Consider the following 13070-nt stretch of genomic DNA (forward strand, 5'->3'; position numbering starts at 1 on the left):
GGTTACTGCACCCGCACTCTCGGGTCGACCAGCGTGGTGGCGAAGTCCGCGAGGATCGCGCCGATCGCGAAGATCACGGAGCCGTAGGCGAGGGTCGCCGTCGCGGCGTTGACGTCCTGCAGGGCGATCGCGTCGATGCTCCAGGAGCCGACGCCATGCCAGGCGAAGATCTTCTCGGCGAAGAAGCCGCCGGCGAAAATGGCGGGGATGGTGAAGGCGATGCTTTGCGCGACGGGGATGAAGGATACCCGCAGTGCGTGGCGGCTGATGGCCTGATTCCGGGTCAGCCCCTTGGCCCGAGCCGTCCGGACAAAGTCCGTGTTGACGTTGTCCAGCAGGTACTGGCGCTGGGCGATCTGGTAGGTGCCCCACCCCACGATCGTGATCGCGAAGGTGGGCACCGCGTAGTGCGCCAGCATGTCGACGAACTGCACCCAGCCGCCTCCCTCCAGCCCTGGCGTGGAGATGCCGGTGACAAAAAAGATGCGTTCCCCGACCGTCTCGTTGATGTTGATGGCACCGAGCTGCACCAGAAAGTAGGCGATCGGCGCGGGCACGATGTAGACGAGGTAGCTGTAGGAGGTGATGACCCGGTCCGAGGCCTTGTACTGCCGCGCTGCCGTGTACACACCCAGGGCGACGCCGATGATCAGGGTCAGGATGATGGAGGCCAGGAACAGCCGGGTCGAGATCCAGACCCGGTCGCCGAATTCGGCGTTGATAAACGCGCCGTTGGGGCTGCGCCCCCAGTCCCAGCGGGTGACGATCGCCGTGAGCCACTCAACGTAGCGCTCCCATGCGCTGAGCTCCGGGTCGAGGCCCTTGAGCCGGAACGAGTTGGCCACCTGCTCGGGGGTGGGCCGCGGGATCCGCTCCTGCTCCAGCAGCGCCGGCTGCAGGGTGCTCACGGCCAGGAAGTATCCGGCGGTGGTCGTCAGGAAGATCATAAAGACATACGTGACGGCACGTTTGGCGAGGTATCGGAGCACGGGCGGCTAGTTCTGGATCGCCGTTGTGTGTGCGGTCGCTGCCGCTGCCGGAACGGTGTTTTCTGCCTCGGCGTGCGCAGGATTCCTGACAAGATTCACAAGTTGATCCTTCCGTAGTCCCCATCCGGCAGGGGGTCACCGCTGCCGATCCGGGATCTTGGCCAGCGGGTATCTGGCCGCCCGCAGGCCTTTCGGCAAGTCCTGGTGGACTATGTTGCGGGTCACATTCCAGAGGAAACTATCACATGCACACCGCCGCCGAACGCGCCCGAACCCGGCATTCCGCGAGTCAGGTATCAGATCGTTATGAATAATTCAGGGGAATTGATTTGATGAGTCCCGGCCGGAATCCGGGTCGGCCTAGGCCCCACGCACGACGCGCGAGACGAGCTCGCGCCAGGACGCGGCGAGGCGCTCCGGGGCAATCTGGTGCACACGGACGGCGTGCAGGATCCGCTCCGGTTCCAGGACGGCACTCAGTGACGTGGCCATCAGCCAGGGGTCGGCCGTCAGGCCCGCTTCCCGCAGCAGCATCTCCAGATGACGGTGCCAGAGCACGGCTGCCGGCACGTCGAACCGGTTGTAGGCGGACACGTCCGCGGCCCTGGCCAGCTCGCCGAATTCCAGCACCCAGGCGATCCGCTCCTCGCCAAAGGCGATCAGCCGCTCCAGGGGCGGGGCGCCGGGACCCAGCGGCGGCGGGCCGAACATGAACCGCCCCTGGAACCCGGCCTCCGCGTCGCTCAACAGCGTCATCATCAGCCCGGCCCGGCTGCCGAACCGCCGGAACACCGTCCCTTTGCCCACGCCGGCCCGCTGCGCCAGGGTGCCCATGGTCAGGCCGTCCGCCCCGCATTCCTCGATGAGCTCGCGGGCAGCGCGGAGCAGCAGTTCGCGGTTGCGGGCCGCATCGCGGCGTTCAGGCTCCAGGCCCGGGCGGATTGGGATCAGGCTCACAACGCACATTCTAGCCCCGGGGAATAGAAGCGGACCGCAGTCCGTTTTGATCTGTGAAGGCCGGCAAAGCCTCCATCATCAGCCAGCCGCAGCATCACGCGGCGCGACACCTAGGAGTTCACATGTCCAAGAACACCGTTCTCACCCTGGTCGGCAGCCTGCGCGCCGATTCCACCAACCAGAAGCTGGCTGAAGCCATCCAGCTGAACGCCCCGGAGCACGTGGAGGTCCTGATCCACGACAGCCTCGGCAACATCCCGTTCTACAACGAGGACATCGACGTCGAGGGCCAGGTTCCCGCCGCCGCAGCCGCCCTGCGTGCCGCCGCGAACGACGCCGACACCCTGCTCCTGGTTACTCCGGAGCATAACGGCACCGTGCCCGCCTCGCTCAAGAACGCCATCGACTGGCTGTCCCGGCCCTTCGGCGCCGGCGCCCTGAGCGGCAAGCCGACCGCCGTCGTCGGCACCGCCTTCGGCCAGTTCGGCGGAGTGTGGGCCCAGGATGAAGCGCGCAAGGCCGTCGGCATCGCCGGCGCCCGCGTGCTCGGGGACGTCAAGCTGGCCGTCCCGGGCTCCATGGTCCGCTTCGCCGAGGTCCACCCCAAGGACGACGCCGAGGTTGTTGAGCAGATTAAGGCCGTCTTCGAGGCGCTGGAAGTGTCCCGCACGGCCTCCGCAGCCTAAGTTCTCCGTTCCACCGGACACCCCCGGCCGCCCTCCTGCGGCCGGGGGTGTTTGGCGTCGGCGGACCATCAGGGGATCCGGGAAACAAACGTTTCCCGTGTGGCAACAAGGGTTGTATTCTGGGAGATGTGACCCACGAAACACTTGATGCCGCCGCAGAAGTACTCCCGGCCGAGGCAATTGACGCAATCGAACGTGCGGCTACGTCCGCCCACCGCCACGAGGACCTGTTCTCGGAGCGCGCAGCAAATATCAGGCAATCGGCAGTCCGCGATGTCTTCGACATCTCGATGCGCCCTGGCCTCGTCTCGCTGGCGGGCGGCAGCCCGTACCTCCAGTCCCTGCCGCTCGAACGGCTGGGCCAGACCGCCGCGAAAATCATTGCCGAACAGGGAATGACTGCACTGCAGTACGGCAGCGGCCAGGGCACCGAGGAGCTCCGGACCCAGGTCTGCGAAGTCATGGCGGCGGAGGGAATCCTGGACGCCAGGCCCGAGAACGTCGTGATTACGGCAGGATCGCAGTCCGCCCAGGACGTGGCGACCAAGGTCTTCTGCAATCCCGGCGACGTGGTGCTCGTCGAGGACCCGACCTACGTCGGCGCCCTCAACACCTTTGAGGCGTACCAGGTCGAGGTTGCCACCGTGCCGATGGACGACGACGGCATCATCCCGGACCTCCTGGAGGCCAGGATCGCCGCCCTGCAGACCGCGGGCAAGAACATCAAGTTCCTCTACACGATCCCGAGCTTCAACAACCCCTCCGGGATCACCCTGTCCGCGGAGCGGCGGCAGGAGGTCGTGAATATATGCCGCAATGCGAATATTCTGGTGCTGGAGGACAACCCCTACGGCCTGCTCCGCTTCGACGGCAAACCGCTCACCCCGCTGCGGGCCGCCAATCCGGACGACGTGATCTACATGGGCTCGTTTTCGAAGATCTTCGCGCCCGGGCTGCGGATCGGCTGGGCCCTCGTTCCGGCGCACCTCCAGCGCCGCTATTACCTGGCGTCGGAGGCCGTCACCTTGTGCCCGCCGACCCTCAACCAGATGCTTGTCTCCGCCTACCTCCGCGACTACGACTGGCGGGGCCAGATCGAGACGTACCGCGGGCTTTACAAGGAGCGCTGCGACGCGATGCTGGCCGCCCTCGACGAGTACATGCCCCCGGGCCTGAGCTGGACCCGCCCGGAGGGTGGTTTTTTCGTCTGGGTCACGCTTCCCGAGGGCGTGGACACCTATCCGCTGCTGAAGACAGCGATCGACGCGGGGGTGGTGTTCATTCCCGGCGCGGCCTTTACGCATTCCGACGACCCGTCCAACAAGATCCGGCTGGCCTTCAGCGCCGTCCCGCCGGAGTCCATCCGCGAAGGCGTGCGCCGGCTGGCGCCGGTCCTGCGGGAAGCCATCGCCGCCCTGTAGCCTGAATCATCGGTGCACGCCGAAGACTTTTGTTGACCCAAGGAGCACTTCATGACCGGAATTATTGTTGTCGGCGTCGACGGCAGCGGGACTGCCCTGAAGGCCGCGCACACCGCCCGTGACCTGGCCGCTTCGCTCGGGGCCACACTTCATGTGGTCAGCGCGTTCGACAGCGACCGGACCGAGGTCTTCGGCAGTGGCAGCGACAAGTGGATTGTCTCCGACGCCGGGGAGGCCGAAAAGGTTGCCCGCGGCGTCGCCGACAGCCTCCGCACGCCCGCGGTTCAGGTGACCTACGCCGCCGCCCGCGGCAAGCCGGCCGAGGCCCTGATCGACGAGGCGGCCCGTTCCGGCGCCCAGTTGATTGTGGTCGGCAACCGGCGGATGAAGGGGCTGGGCCGCGTGCTCGGGAGCGTTGCCAACTCCGTGGCCCACAACGCCCCCTGCGACGTCTACATCGCCAAGACGGACGTACCCGAATAGTCGGGTGCCCGCTCAGGCGCGCACCGCGACCGCTGGGCGGGAGTTCGCTGGGCCCTGTTGGCGGCATCCGGTCACCCCCAATGGTGATCGGCAGCCGCCGGGCCGCGAATTCCGTGCCGGCAGTCGCGGCGGTCGCGTTAGTGAAGCGCCGGGGTAAGGGGTTCCGGGGCGGGGGAACGCTCCGTCTCGTCCGAGATGTGGGCCGCGGCAGCGCATTCCCGCACGGCCTCGACACCATGCACCGCAGCGGCGATGTCCGGGTAGGCCCGGGAGAGGGCCAGCACGGCCCCGTTCCCGTCCAGCATGCGAATGAGGAACCCGCCCCCGTCGACACGGACGATTTCAAATTTTCCGGGCGCTGAGGGCCGGCGGATGACAGCGACCTTATGGGGGACGGACCGCGCCGGCGCCGGGGCATGCGGCACAATTCGAATCGCGTGTGCGCGTTGGGCTGCGGAAGGCAGGACGGGGGGAATCTTTTGCACGGTAGCTCCACGATGGGGTTCCAATGGCCGCGTCCTGACCTACTCCTGACTATACGCTGTAGGGGAAGCGTCCAGGATTAGCTGCGTCACATTCGCCGGCCGGCGGACCGATTTGGCGTCCGCGGGCCACCGTTCCCAGTGCCCTGGGCCCGCCGGCGACGCGGCTTATCCGGTAGCTGCGCCTGCCGTCTTGAGCATCCGGCGCAGGATCTTGCCGGAAGAGGACTTGGGCACCGCGTCAATGAACTCGACCCGGCGGATCTTCTTGAAGGGCGCCACCCTGGCCGCCACGTAGTCCATCACCGCGGCCTCGTCGAGGCCCTCGCCGTTGTGCCCGGGCTGGCGCACGACAAACGCCATCGGCACCTCCTGGCCGTCGGCGTCGGAGGTTCCGATCACCGCGGCGTCGCCGATGCCGGGGTGGGTGAGGAGCAGCGCCTCAAGCTCCGCCGGGGCGATCTGGTAGCCCTTGTACTTGATCAGTTCCTTGAGCCGGTCCACGATCGTGACCACACCGTCGGCGCGGACCGTGGCGATGTCCCCCGTATGCAGGAATCCGTCGGAGTCCAGGGTGTCCGCGGTTTCCTCGGGCCGGTTGAGGTAGCCAAGCATCACGTTCGGTCCGCGGCACAGCAGGTGTCCGGGCGCGCTGGTCCCCTCGGCCGGAATTTCGATTTCCTCCCCGGTGGCCGGATCCAGCAGCATGCAATCCATATTGGGGACGGTGTAGCCGACAGAACTGACGGGCAGCTCCGTGGCGTCCACCGGGATCAGGTGGGACACGGGGCTCATCTCGGTCATGCCGTAGCCCTGCAGCACCCGGCAGCCAAGGCGCTCCGCCAGCTTGCCGCCCAGTTCGCCGTCGAGCGGGGCCGCGCCCGACAGGGCCGTGTGGACGGAGCTGAGGTCATAGTCGGCAACCATCGGATGCTTGGACAGGGCCACGGCCACGGGCGGTGCGATGAACAGGTAGCTGCACTTCTGGTCCTGGATGATTCGCAGGAACTCCGCCAGCTCAAATTTCGGCATCGTGACCAGGCAGGCACGCTGGCGGAGGGCAAGGTTCAGCAGCACGGTCAGCCCGTAGATGTGGAAGAACGGCAGCAGGGCCAGCAGGCGGTCTTCCGGAGTGACCTTGAGCAGCCCGCGGGACTGCTCCGCGTTTGCCACTAGGTTCCGGTGGCTGAGCATGACCCCCTTGGGCCGGCCGGTGGTCCCGGACGAGTAAGGCAGCACGGCCACGTGGGTGGCCGGATCGAAGCTGATGTCCGGCGCCGGGGCGCCCGCCGTCAGCAGGTCCCGCAGCGAGGGATGTCCGGCGGCGCCGTCGAGGACGACGAGCCGGCCGGCCGGGATTCCGGCCTGGGTGGCGGCTTCCCGGGCCGCGGGGAGCAGGGCGGAGACGGTAAACAGCCACTGCGCGCCGGCGTCGGCAAGCTGAAGGGCAATCTCGTCTGCCGTGTAGAGGGAGTTGATCGTCGTGACCGTCGCGCCGGCCCGCAGCAGTCCGTGGAAGACTACGGTGAACGCCGGGACGTTGGGGCACAGGATCGCCGCTACGCCGTGGATGCCCAGTCCCTGGGCCGCAACGGCTCCGGCCACGGCATCGATCTGCCCCACGAGGGTCCGGTAGCTGGTCTCGGCGCCGCTCGTGCCGTCGACGACGGCGATCCGGTCCAGGTCCGCGTCCTCCAGGCCGCCAAAAAGGTAGTCGTACAGGCTAACGTCGGGAATTTGCACATCGGGGAACGGGCTCGAAAACACGCAACATCTCCTTTGATCCGCGTCCGCCCCGCTGGCGGCGGCTGGTGCCACTCTAGTGCCGTTAGGTCCGGCTGGACAGGACCGCGCCGACGCGCGCCACACGGCCCGGTGGGCAGGCTCACGCGGATTCCGGCCCGCCGGAACCCTGTACCGGCGGTAAAATTGGAAGTGCCCCCACCGGCGTGGACATCCGATTTTTAGTTCTAGGGGATGAAACTGCCCACTCTTCAGCGCCGCCAGCTCGTTGGCCACGACATTCTCCTGGCCCGGCACGGCGACCACATCACCACGATGCGCGTCGACCGCCAGGCGGACCGGGTGATCGCGTTCCTGGACGACGGTTCCACGGACAGTGCCCCCAACAGGATCTCCCCCGGCCTGCGTATGCCCGGGACCGCGCGGAGCTTGCTCCGCGACGACTGGAAGCTATTTGCCGTGGTGGCCGCATGCACGAGCGGCTTTGCCTGCGTGATGTTCGCCGCGGCAGTCGCCCTGGCCGGGATCAGCGGTGATCCGGCCCTGGCCGAACTGCTGTCGAATTACCCGGGCAGCTAGATCCGCAGGCGCGACGTTCTTGCCCAGTTACTGAACGCGGGCACGCGCATTAGCCCCGGTGCACTGCGAAAATACACGGGCGCCAGGTGCGCAGGGCCGAAGTAACTGGGCAGGAGCGTAGTGTCCACCGGGCAACCTTCCGCCGCGCGGGTCGGCTGCTCAGTCCAGCAGCAGGGCGGGTTCTTCCAGGATCGACGCGACGTCGGCCATGAACCGTGCCGAGAGGTCGCCGTCCACCACGCGATGGTCGAAGGAGCCGCCGAGGGTGGTGATCCAGCGCGGAATCACCTCGCCGTCAAGGACCCAGGGCTTCTGCTTGATGGTGCCGAAGGCCACGATCGCCACCTCGCCGGGGTTGATGATCGGCGTGCCCGTATCGATGCCGAGGGCGCCGATGTTGGTGACCGTCAGGGTGCCGCCCTGCATCTGCGCCGGCTGGGTCTTGCCGGCCCGTGCGGTCGTGGCGAGCTCGTTCAGGGCCAGGGCCAGCTCCTTGAGGGACAGGTCCTGGGCGTTCTTGATGTTCGGGACCATCAGGCCACGGGGCGTGGCCGCGGCGATGCCGAGGTTCATGTAGTGCTTGACATGGATCTCGGCGGAGTCGCTGCCGTTAGGGTCGTCCACCCAGGTCGCGTTGACGCTGGGGTTACGGGCCGCGGCCCAGATGACGGCCTTGGCCAGGATCAGCAGGGGCGAGACCCTGATGCCCTCGAAGTCGCGGGAGGCCTTGAGGCGCTTGACGAACTCCATGGTCCGGCTGGCGTCGACGTCGACGAAGATGCTGACGTGCGGTGCCGCGAAGGCGGACTCAACCATGGCCCGCGCCGTGGCCTTGCGGACGCCCTTGACCGGGATCCGTTCGATCCGCTGTTCCTGCGGGCGGCCGGTCTTGCCCCAGAAGGTGTCCGCCTTGTCGACCTCGGCGTCGCGCTGCGCCTGGTAGCTCACCAGGTCCTCGCGGGTCACTTCGCCGCGGGCGCCGGTGGGGACGACGTCGGCCAGGTCGATGCCCAGGTCGCGGGCGATTTTGCGCACGGGAGGCTTGGCCAGGACCCTGCTGACCAGGCCGCTGATGGCACCGCCGAGGGTGGGCCGCTGGTCGATGCTGTCCGCTGGGGCCGGGCGCTCCGCGTGGGCGACGGCCTCCGGGCTGATCCAGATGTCGTGCGCCTCCACCCCCGCCAGCTCCCTCACCTCGCTAGCCCGGCCAGGGAACCCCGCCGGCGCGGCCACCCGCCGGCGGCGCTTGACGGCGTCGGCCTTGGGACCGGATCCCACCAGCGGGCCGCCGGCTGGAGGCCCGGCTGATTCGCCGGCGTCGGAGGTGTCCGCTTCCAGCTTTCCGTACATCGGAGCCTCGGGTGCCGGCTGGGAGGCCGGAGCCGGGGCGGCCGGGCCGGCGGGCGCCGCGTCGCTCACGCTGATGATCGGGGTCCCGACGTCGACGGTCAGGCCCTCGGGGACGAGCAGCTCGGTGACGGTCCCGGCGAAGGGCGAGGGCAGCTCGACCAGGGATTTTGCGGTCTCGATTTCGCACAGGACATCGTTGATGGCCACCGTGTCGCCGGGCTTGACCTTCCAGGCGACGATCTCGGCCTCTGTCAGCCCTTCGCCCACATCGGGGAGGTTGAACTTGTGGAGTGTCATGTTGTCCTTGTTGGGAGAAGGCGCCTCAGCGGGAAGCGGTCAGTAGGAAAGGGCGCGGTCCAGCGCCTCAAGAATGCGGTCGATGTCGGGGAGGTAGTCTTCCTCCACCTTGGCCACCGGGTAGGGCATGTGGAAACCGCCGACGCGGATGACGGGCGCCTCGAGTGAGTGGAAGGCACGTTCGCTGACCCGGGCCGCGATTTCGCCGCCGATTCCGCCGAATGTCGGGGCCTCATGGGCCACGATCAGCCGGCCCGTCTTCCTGACGGAGTCCGTGACGGTATCGAAGTCGATCGGCGAGATCGAACGCAGGTCGATCACTTCGACGCTGCGGCCGTCCTCGGCCGCGGCGTTGGCAGCTGCCAGGGCGACCGGGACGAGGGGTCCGTAGACCACGACGGTGGCGTCTGTTCCCTCACGGAGCACGTGTGCCTTGAACGGGTCCGCGGACGTTCCGGGCGATTCCGTGTCGACCTCCCCCTTCAGCCAGTAGCGTCGCTTAGGTTCGAAAACGATGACGGGGTCCTGGCAGTCGACGGCCTGCTGGATCATCCAGTAGGCGTCGTGCGGGTTGGACGGGGTGATGATGCGCAGGCCGGCCGTGTGGGCGAACAGCGCCTCCGGGGATTCCGAATGGTGCTCGATCGAGCCGATGCCGCCGCCGTAGGGGATCCGGATGACGACCGGCACGGTCAGGTTGCCGTTGCTGCGGGAGTGCATTTTCGCCAGCTGGGTGGTGATCTGGTTGAAGCCCGGGAACACGAAGCCGTCGAACTGGATTTCGCAGACGGGCAGGTAGCCGCGCAGGGACAGGCCGATCGCGGTGCCGATAATGCCGGATTCCGCCAGCGGTGTATCCACCACGCGGTCGGCGCCGAACTCCGCGATCAGGCCGTCGGTGACGCGGTACACGCCGCCCAGGGGTCCGATGTCCTCGCCCATGAGCAGGGCGCGGGGATTGTTGTTCAGCGTCGCGCGGAGGCCTTCATTGATGGCCTTGGCAATGGTCATGGTGGTCATCGGTTGGCCGCACCTTCCGCCCGGGCGGTCTCAAGGGGTTTTGCCTCGTCTGCGGTCGCTTCGTCGGCGAATCCCGCGCTGTACTCCTCGAACCAGGCCAGCTCCTCGGCCACCAGCGGGTGGGCCTCCACATAGGCGTTGGCGAAGGCCGTGCGGATGTCCGGAGTTTCGAGATCGTAGGTGGTCTTGCGGACGTAGGCGGCGAGTTCGTCGCCGTCGGCCCTGACCTGTTCGAAGAAGGCGTCGTCGGCCATTCCCTCGGCGCGGAGGTACTTCTCCAGGCGCTCCAGCGGATCCTTGGCCCGCCACCGGCTTTCCTCGGCGGATTCCCGGTATTTGGTGGGATCGTCGGCCGTGGTGTGGGCACCGACGCGGTAGGTGAACGCCTCGATCAGCACCGGGCCCTCGCCCTCGCGGGCACGTTCCAGCGCCCACTCGGTGACGGCATGGACGGCGATCACGTCGTTGCCGTCCACCCGGATGCCCGGGAACCCGTAGCCCTTGGCCCGGTTGGCGAGCGGGATGCGGGTCTGCACGGAGCTGGGAACGGAGATCGCCCAATGGTTGTTCTGGCAGAAGAACACCACGGGCGCCTTGTAGGAAGCCGCGAACACCATGGACTCATGGACGTCGCCTTCAGAGCTGGCGCCGTCGCCGAAGTAGACCATGACGGCAGCCTTGGGCTCCGCGGCCTGGCCGGCCGCTCCGCCGGCGAGTGCGGCCGACGCCGCGAACTTCTGGTCGCGCTGGATCCCCATCGCGTAGCCGACCGCATGCGGGGTTTGCGCCGCGAGGACCAGGGTGTAGAGGTGGAAGTTGGTGTCCTTGGGGTTCCAGCCGCCGTTGGAGACGCCGCGGAACTGGCGCAGCAGCTCGGCCAGGTCCACGTTGCGGGTCAGGGCGACGCCGTGTTCGCGGTAGGTGGGAAAAATGTAGTCCTGCGGCTGGCTGGCCCGGCCGGATCCGATCTGGGCGGCCTCCTGACCGGTGAGCGGAACCCAGAGGGCCAGCTGGCCCTGCCGCTGCAGCGCCGTGGCCTCCACGTCGAAGCGGCGGATTTTCGCCATGTCGGCGTAGAACCCGCGCAGTTTCTCCGGGTCTAGCCGCTCGGCGTAGTCCGAGAACACGGGGTCGGAGCCGAGCGTGCCATCGGGAGCGAGGAGCTGCACCATCGGCTCGGCCGGATCACCCAGGCGGGCTTCGGCCTCCGCCTCAAGCCGGTCCTCAATATCGGTTCCATCGAACTCGGTAGCGGGCAGATGTGTGGCGCCCATACCGTCTCCTTGCTTGCCGCATCCGAATGCGCCGCAATCGCTGGGATATATGCCGGACCGGTAATCCATTCCCGATCCGGCATATATTTTGGCTAACTCGTCCCTACTTTATCCGCAGCCGACTGGCGGCGGCCGTTATGTTAAGCGCTAGGAACGCAGCGGGGGTTTTGTATAGATCGCACAGAGTTCCAGGAAGCGGGTGTTCGCCTCGGTCTCGCCGATGCTGACCCGCACACCCTCGTTGGCGAAGGGGCGGACGGAGAGGGCCCGCTCCCCTGCCAGGGCGGCGAACTCTGCACTGTCCGCACCGAGATTGAGCCACACGAAGTTGCCCTGGGCCTCAGGGACAAACCAGCCAAGGTCCCGCAGGCCGGCGGTGACGCGGTCCCGTTCGTCCACGAGGCTTTGTACCCTTTCTACAACCTCGCCGAAGTGGTCCAGCGAGGTCACGGCCGCGATTTCGGCGATCTGGGACACGGCGAAAGGGGTGGCCGAAACGCGCAGATGCTGCGTGAGGTCCGGTTGGGCCACGCTGTAGCCGACCCGCAGCCCGGCCAGGCCGTGGGCTTTGGAGAAGGTCCGCAGGACTGCGACGTTGGGGTACTTCCGGTACATTTCGATCCCGTCGACGGCCTGCTCGTCGCGGACGAATTCCTGGTAGGCCTCATCGATGACCACGACGACGTCGGAGGGAACCCGTTTGATGAAGCGCTCGGTTTCCTCGGTGGTCAGGATCGGTCCGGTGGGGTTGTTGGGCGTGCACAGCAGGATCATCCGGGTGCGCGCCGTTACCGCGGCGGCCATGGCGTCGAGATCGTGGCGGCCCTCGCCGGTCAGCGGGATCCGGACGCTCTCGGCGCCGGCCAGGCCGACGCAGATCGGGTACGCCTCGAAGGAGCGCCAGGCGTAGATGACCTCGTCGGGCTTGCCGTCGTCGTTCTGCCCGGCGAACGTGGCCAGCAGCTGGTTCAGCGCGCCGAGGCTTCCTGCGCCGGTGACGATGTCCTCGGCAGGAACCGCCAGGAACCGGGAGAGCGCGCCGCGCAGCTTGCTGCTCAGCGGATCCGGGTAGCGGTTGAAGTCGGTCTGCGCCGCGATGGCCTGCTGCACTGCAGGGATCGGGGGCAGCGGGTTTTCGTTGGAGGAAAGCTTGTAGCTGGCCAGTCCCTCGACGGGGACCGGCGGTTTGCCGGCCGCGTAGCGGGGAAGGAGGTCTACCACCGGACGGGGCCTGATGCCCCCGGCCGTGTTCTCTGATGAAGTCATGCCAACTAGCCTACTTCGGGCTGCCGCAAGAGGGGGATATGGTCCCTGCCGCTGCCGCCGGGCCTGTGACAGCATGGGCCCATGCGCTCCCTCATCGTACGAGTCATCGTCAACGGGTTGGCCCTGGCCATCGCGTGTTGGATCCTCACCGGCCTGGATATCTCCACCGCGGGCAACAGCACCCTCAGCATCATCCTGGGCTACCTGTTCATCGGCTTGATCTTCGGCCTCGTCAACGCCTTCGTCAAGCCGATCGTCAGCCTCCTGTCGCTGCCGATCACCATCCTCACGCTGGGCCTTTTCACGGTTGTCATCAACGCGGGGATGCTGTATCTGACGTCCTGGATCAGCAGCTACACCACCGTGCACTTCACCATCGACAGCTTTTTCTGGACGGCGGTGTTCGCCGCCCTCATTATCAGTGCGGTGTCCCTCGTGGCGAGCTTCCTCCCCGCGCTCGACCGATGACGTCGCCCCGGAACCCCGGCGCGGGCCGGGCCGGGAACGAAGGTCGGGAACAGGT

General features: G+C 67.3%; 13 protein-coding genes. 5 read left to right on the plus strand and 8 right to left on the minus strand.

The features are described from left to right. Positions 1-2: 2 nt before the first annotated feature. Entirely contained in the window at positions 3-989 is a 987-nt protein-coding gene (locus J2W14_RS00430) for an ABC transporter permease (protein ID WP_307456803.1), read from the minus strand. A gap of 360 nt (positions 990-1349) precedes the next feature. Then, positions 1350-1946 carry a TetR/AcrR family transcriptional regulator gene (locus J2W14_RS00435; protein ID WP_307456806.1) on the minus strand — a complete coding sequence of 199 codons (597 nt, stop codon included), beginning with the start codon at positions 1944-1946 and terminating at the stop codon, positions 1350-1352. Between the two features lie 122 nt (positions 1947-2068). Here J2W14_RS00435 and J2W14_RS00440 point away from each other — a divergent pair, with 122 nt between their 5' ends. The 3 genes from J2W14_RS00440 (at position 2069) to J2W14_RS00450 (ending at position 4536) form a co-directional block, all read left to right on the plus strand. Beyond that, the gene (locus J2W14_RS00440; RefSeq protein WP_307456810.1) at positions 2069-2632 is read left to right on the plus strand and encodes an NAD(P)H-dependent oxidoreductase; all 564 of its coding nucleotides are present in this window, start codon (positions 2069-2071) and stop codon (positions 2630-2632) included. A 128-nt stretch (positions 2633-2760) separates the two neighbouring features. After that, positions 2761-4053 (plus strand): aminotransferase-like domain-containing protein, encoded by a 1293-nt coding sequence (locus J2W14_RS00445; RefSeq protein ID WP_307456813.1) that lies wholly within the window; start codon positions 2761-2763, stop codon positions 4051-4053. Between the two features lie 51 nt (positions 4054-4104). Next, positions 4105-4536 (plus strand): universal stress protein, encoded by a 432-nt coding sequence (locus tag J2W14_RS00450; protein WP_307456815.1) that lies wholly within the window; start codon positions 4105-4107, stop codon positions 4534-4536. Between the two features lie 137 nt (positions 4537-4673). On the opposite strand, the gene J2W14_RS00455 is transcribed toward J2W14_RS00450, so the two are convergent. Beyond that, positions 4674-5021, minus strand: a complete 348-nt coding sequence (locus tag J2W14_RS00455; protein ID WP_307456819.1) for a YegP family protein — start codon at positions 5019-5021, stop codon at positions 4674-4676. Positions 5022-5186: 165 nt separating this feature from the next. Then, complete coding sequence (locus J2W14_RS00460) at positions 5187-6785, minus strand: AMP-binding protein (RefSeq protein WP_307456822.1); 1599 nt, start codon at positions 6783-6785, stop codon at positions 5187-5189. A 210-nt stretch (positions 6786-6995) separates the two neighbouring features. Here J2W14_RS00460 and J2W14_RS00465 point away from each other — a divergent pair, with 210 nt between their 5' ends. Then, a complete protein-coding gene (locus J2W14_RS00465) occupies positions 6996-7340 on the plus strand; it encodes a hypothetical protein (RefSeq protein ID WP_370871151.1) in 345 nt (114 codons plus the stop codon). Between the two features lie 159 nt (positions 7341-7499). On the opposite strand, the gene J2W14_RS00470 is transcribed toward J2W14_RS00465, so the two are convergent. The 4 genes from J2W14_RS00470 to J2W14_RS00485 form a co-directional block, all read right to left on the minus strand. Then, positions 7500-8987 carry a dihydrolipoamide acetyltransferase family protein gene (locus J2W14_RS00470; protein WP_307456825.1) on the minus strand — a complete coding sequence of 496 codons (1488 nt, stop codon included), beginning with the start codon at positions 8985-8987 and terminating at the stop codon, positions 7500-7502. Positions 8988-9026: 39 nt separating this feature from the next. Then, positions 9027-10007: an alpha-ketoacid dehydrogenase subunit beta gene (locus J2W14_RS00475; RefSeq protein ID WP_307456828.1), complete on the minus strand. Its 981-nt coding sequence runs from the start codon at positions 10005-10007 to the stop codon at positions 9027-9029. Beyond that, on the minus strand, positions 10004-11281 hold the full coding sequence (gene pdhA, locus J2W14_RS00480) for a pyruvate dehydrogenase (acetyl-transferring) E1 component subunit alpha (protein WP_307456831.1): 1278 nt from the start codon (positions 11279-11281) through the stop codon (positions 10004-10006). The genes J2W14_RS00475 and pdhA overlap by 4 nt, the downstream gene beginning before the upstream one ends. A 147-nt stretch (positions 11282-11428) precedes the next feature. After that, positions 11429-12547: a histidinol-phosphate transaminase gene (locus tag J2W14_RS00485; protein ID WP_307456834.1), complete on the minus strand. Its 1119-nt coding sequence runs from the start codon at positions 12545-12547 to the stop codon at positions 11429-11431. Between the two features lie 81 nt (positions 12548-12628). Here J2W14_RS00485 and J2W14_RS00490 point away from each other — a divergent pair, with 81 nt between their 5' ends. After that, on the plus strand, positions 12629-13015 hold the full coding sequence (locus J2W14_RS00490; RefSeq protein ID WP_307456836.1) for a phage holin family protein: 387 nt from the start codon (positions 12629-12631) through the stop codon (positions 13013-13015). Positions 13016-13070: the final 55 nt, after the last annotated feature.

Origin of the sequence: Pseudarthrobacter oxydans (assembly GCF_030812335.1) — a bacterium.
In the GTDB taxonomy this organism is placed as follows: Bacteria; Actinomycetota; Actinomycetes; order Actinomycetales; family Micrococcaceae; genus Arthrobacter; species Arthrobacter oxydans_B.

What these genes read in the sequence shown, in the direction of transcription:
- J2W14_RS00470 (WP_307456825.1), bottom strand. Translation starts at nt 8,987, where the DNA reads ATGACACTCCACAAGTTCAACCTCCCCGATGTGGGCGAAGGGCTGACA.
- J2W14_RS00440 (WP_307456810.1), top strand. Translation starts at nt 2,069, where the DNA reads ATGTCCAAGAACACCGTTCTCACCCTGGTCGGCAGCCTGCGCGCCGAT.
- J2W14_RS00465 (WP_370871151.1), top strand. Translation starts at nt 6,996, where the DNA reads ATGAAACTGCCCACTCTTCAGCGCCGCCAGCTCGTTGGCCACGACATT.
- J2W14_RS00490 (WP_307456836.1), top strand. Translation starts at nt 12,629, where the DNA reads ATGCGCTCCCTCATCGTACGAGTCATCGTCAACGGGTTGGCCCTGGCC.
- J2W14_RS00485 (WP_307456834.1), bottom strand. Translation starts at nt 12,547, where the DNA reads ATGACTTCATCAGAGAACACGGCCGGGGGCATCAGGCCCCGTCCGGTG.
- J2W14_RS00475 (WP_307456828.1), bottom strand. Translation starts at nt 10,007, where the DNA reads ATGACCACCATGACCATTGCCAAGGCCATCAATGAAGGCCTCCGCGCG.
- J2W14_RS00450 (WP_307456815.1), top strand. Translation starts at nt 4,105, where the DNA reads ATGACCGGAATTATTGTTGTCGGCGTCGACGGCAGCGGGACTGCCCTG.
- pdhA (WP_307456831.1), bottom strand. Translation starts at nt 11,281, where the DNA reads ATGGGCGCCACACATCTGCCCGCTACCGAGTTCGATGGAACCGATATT.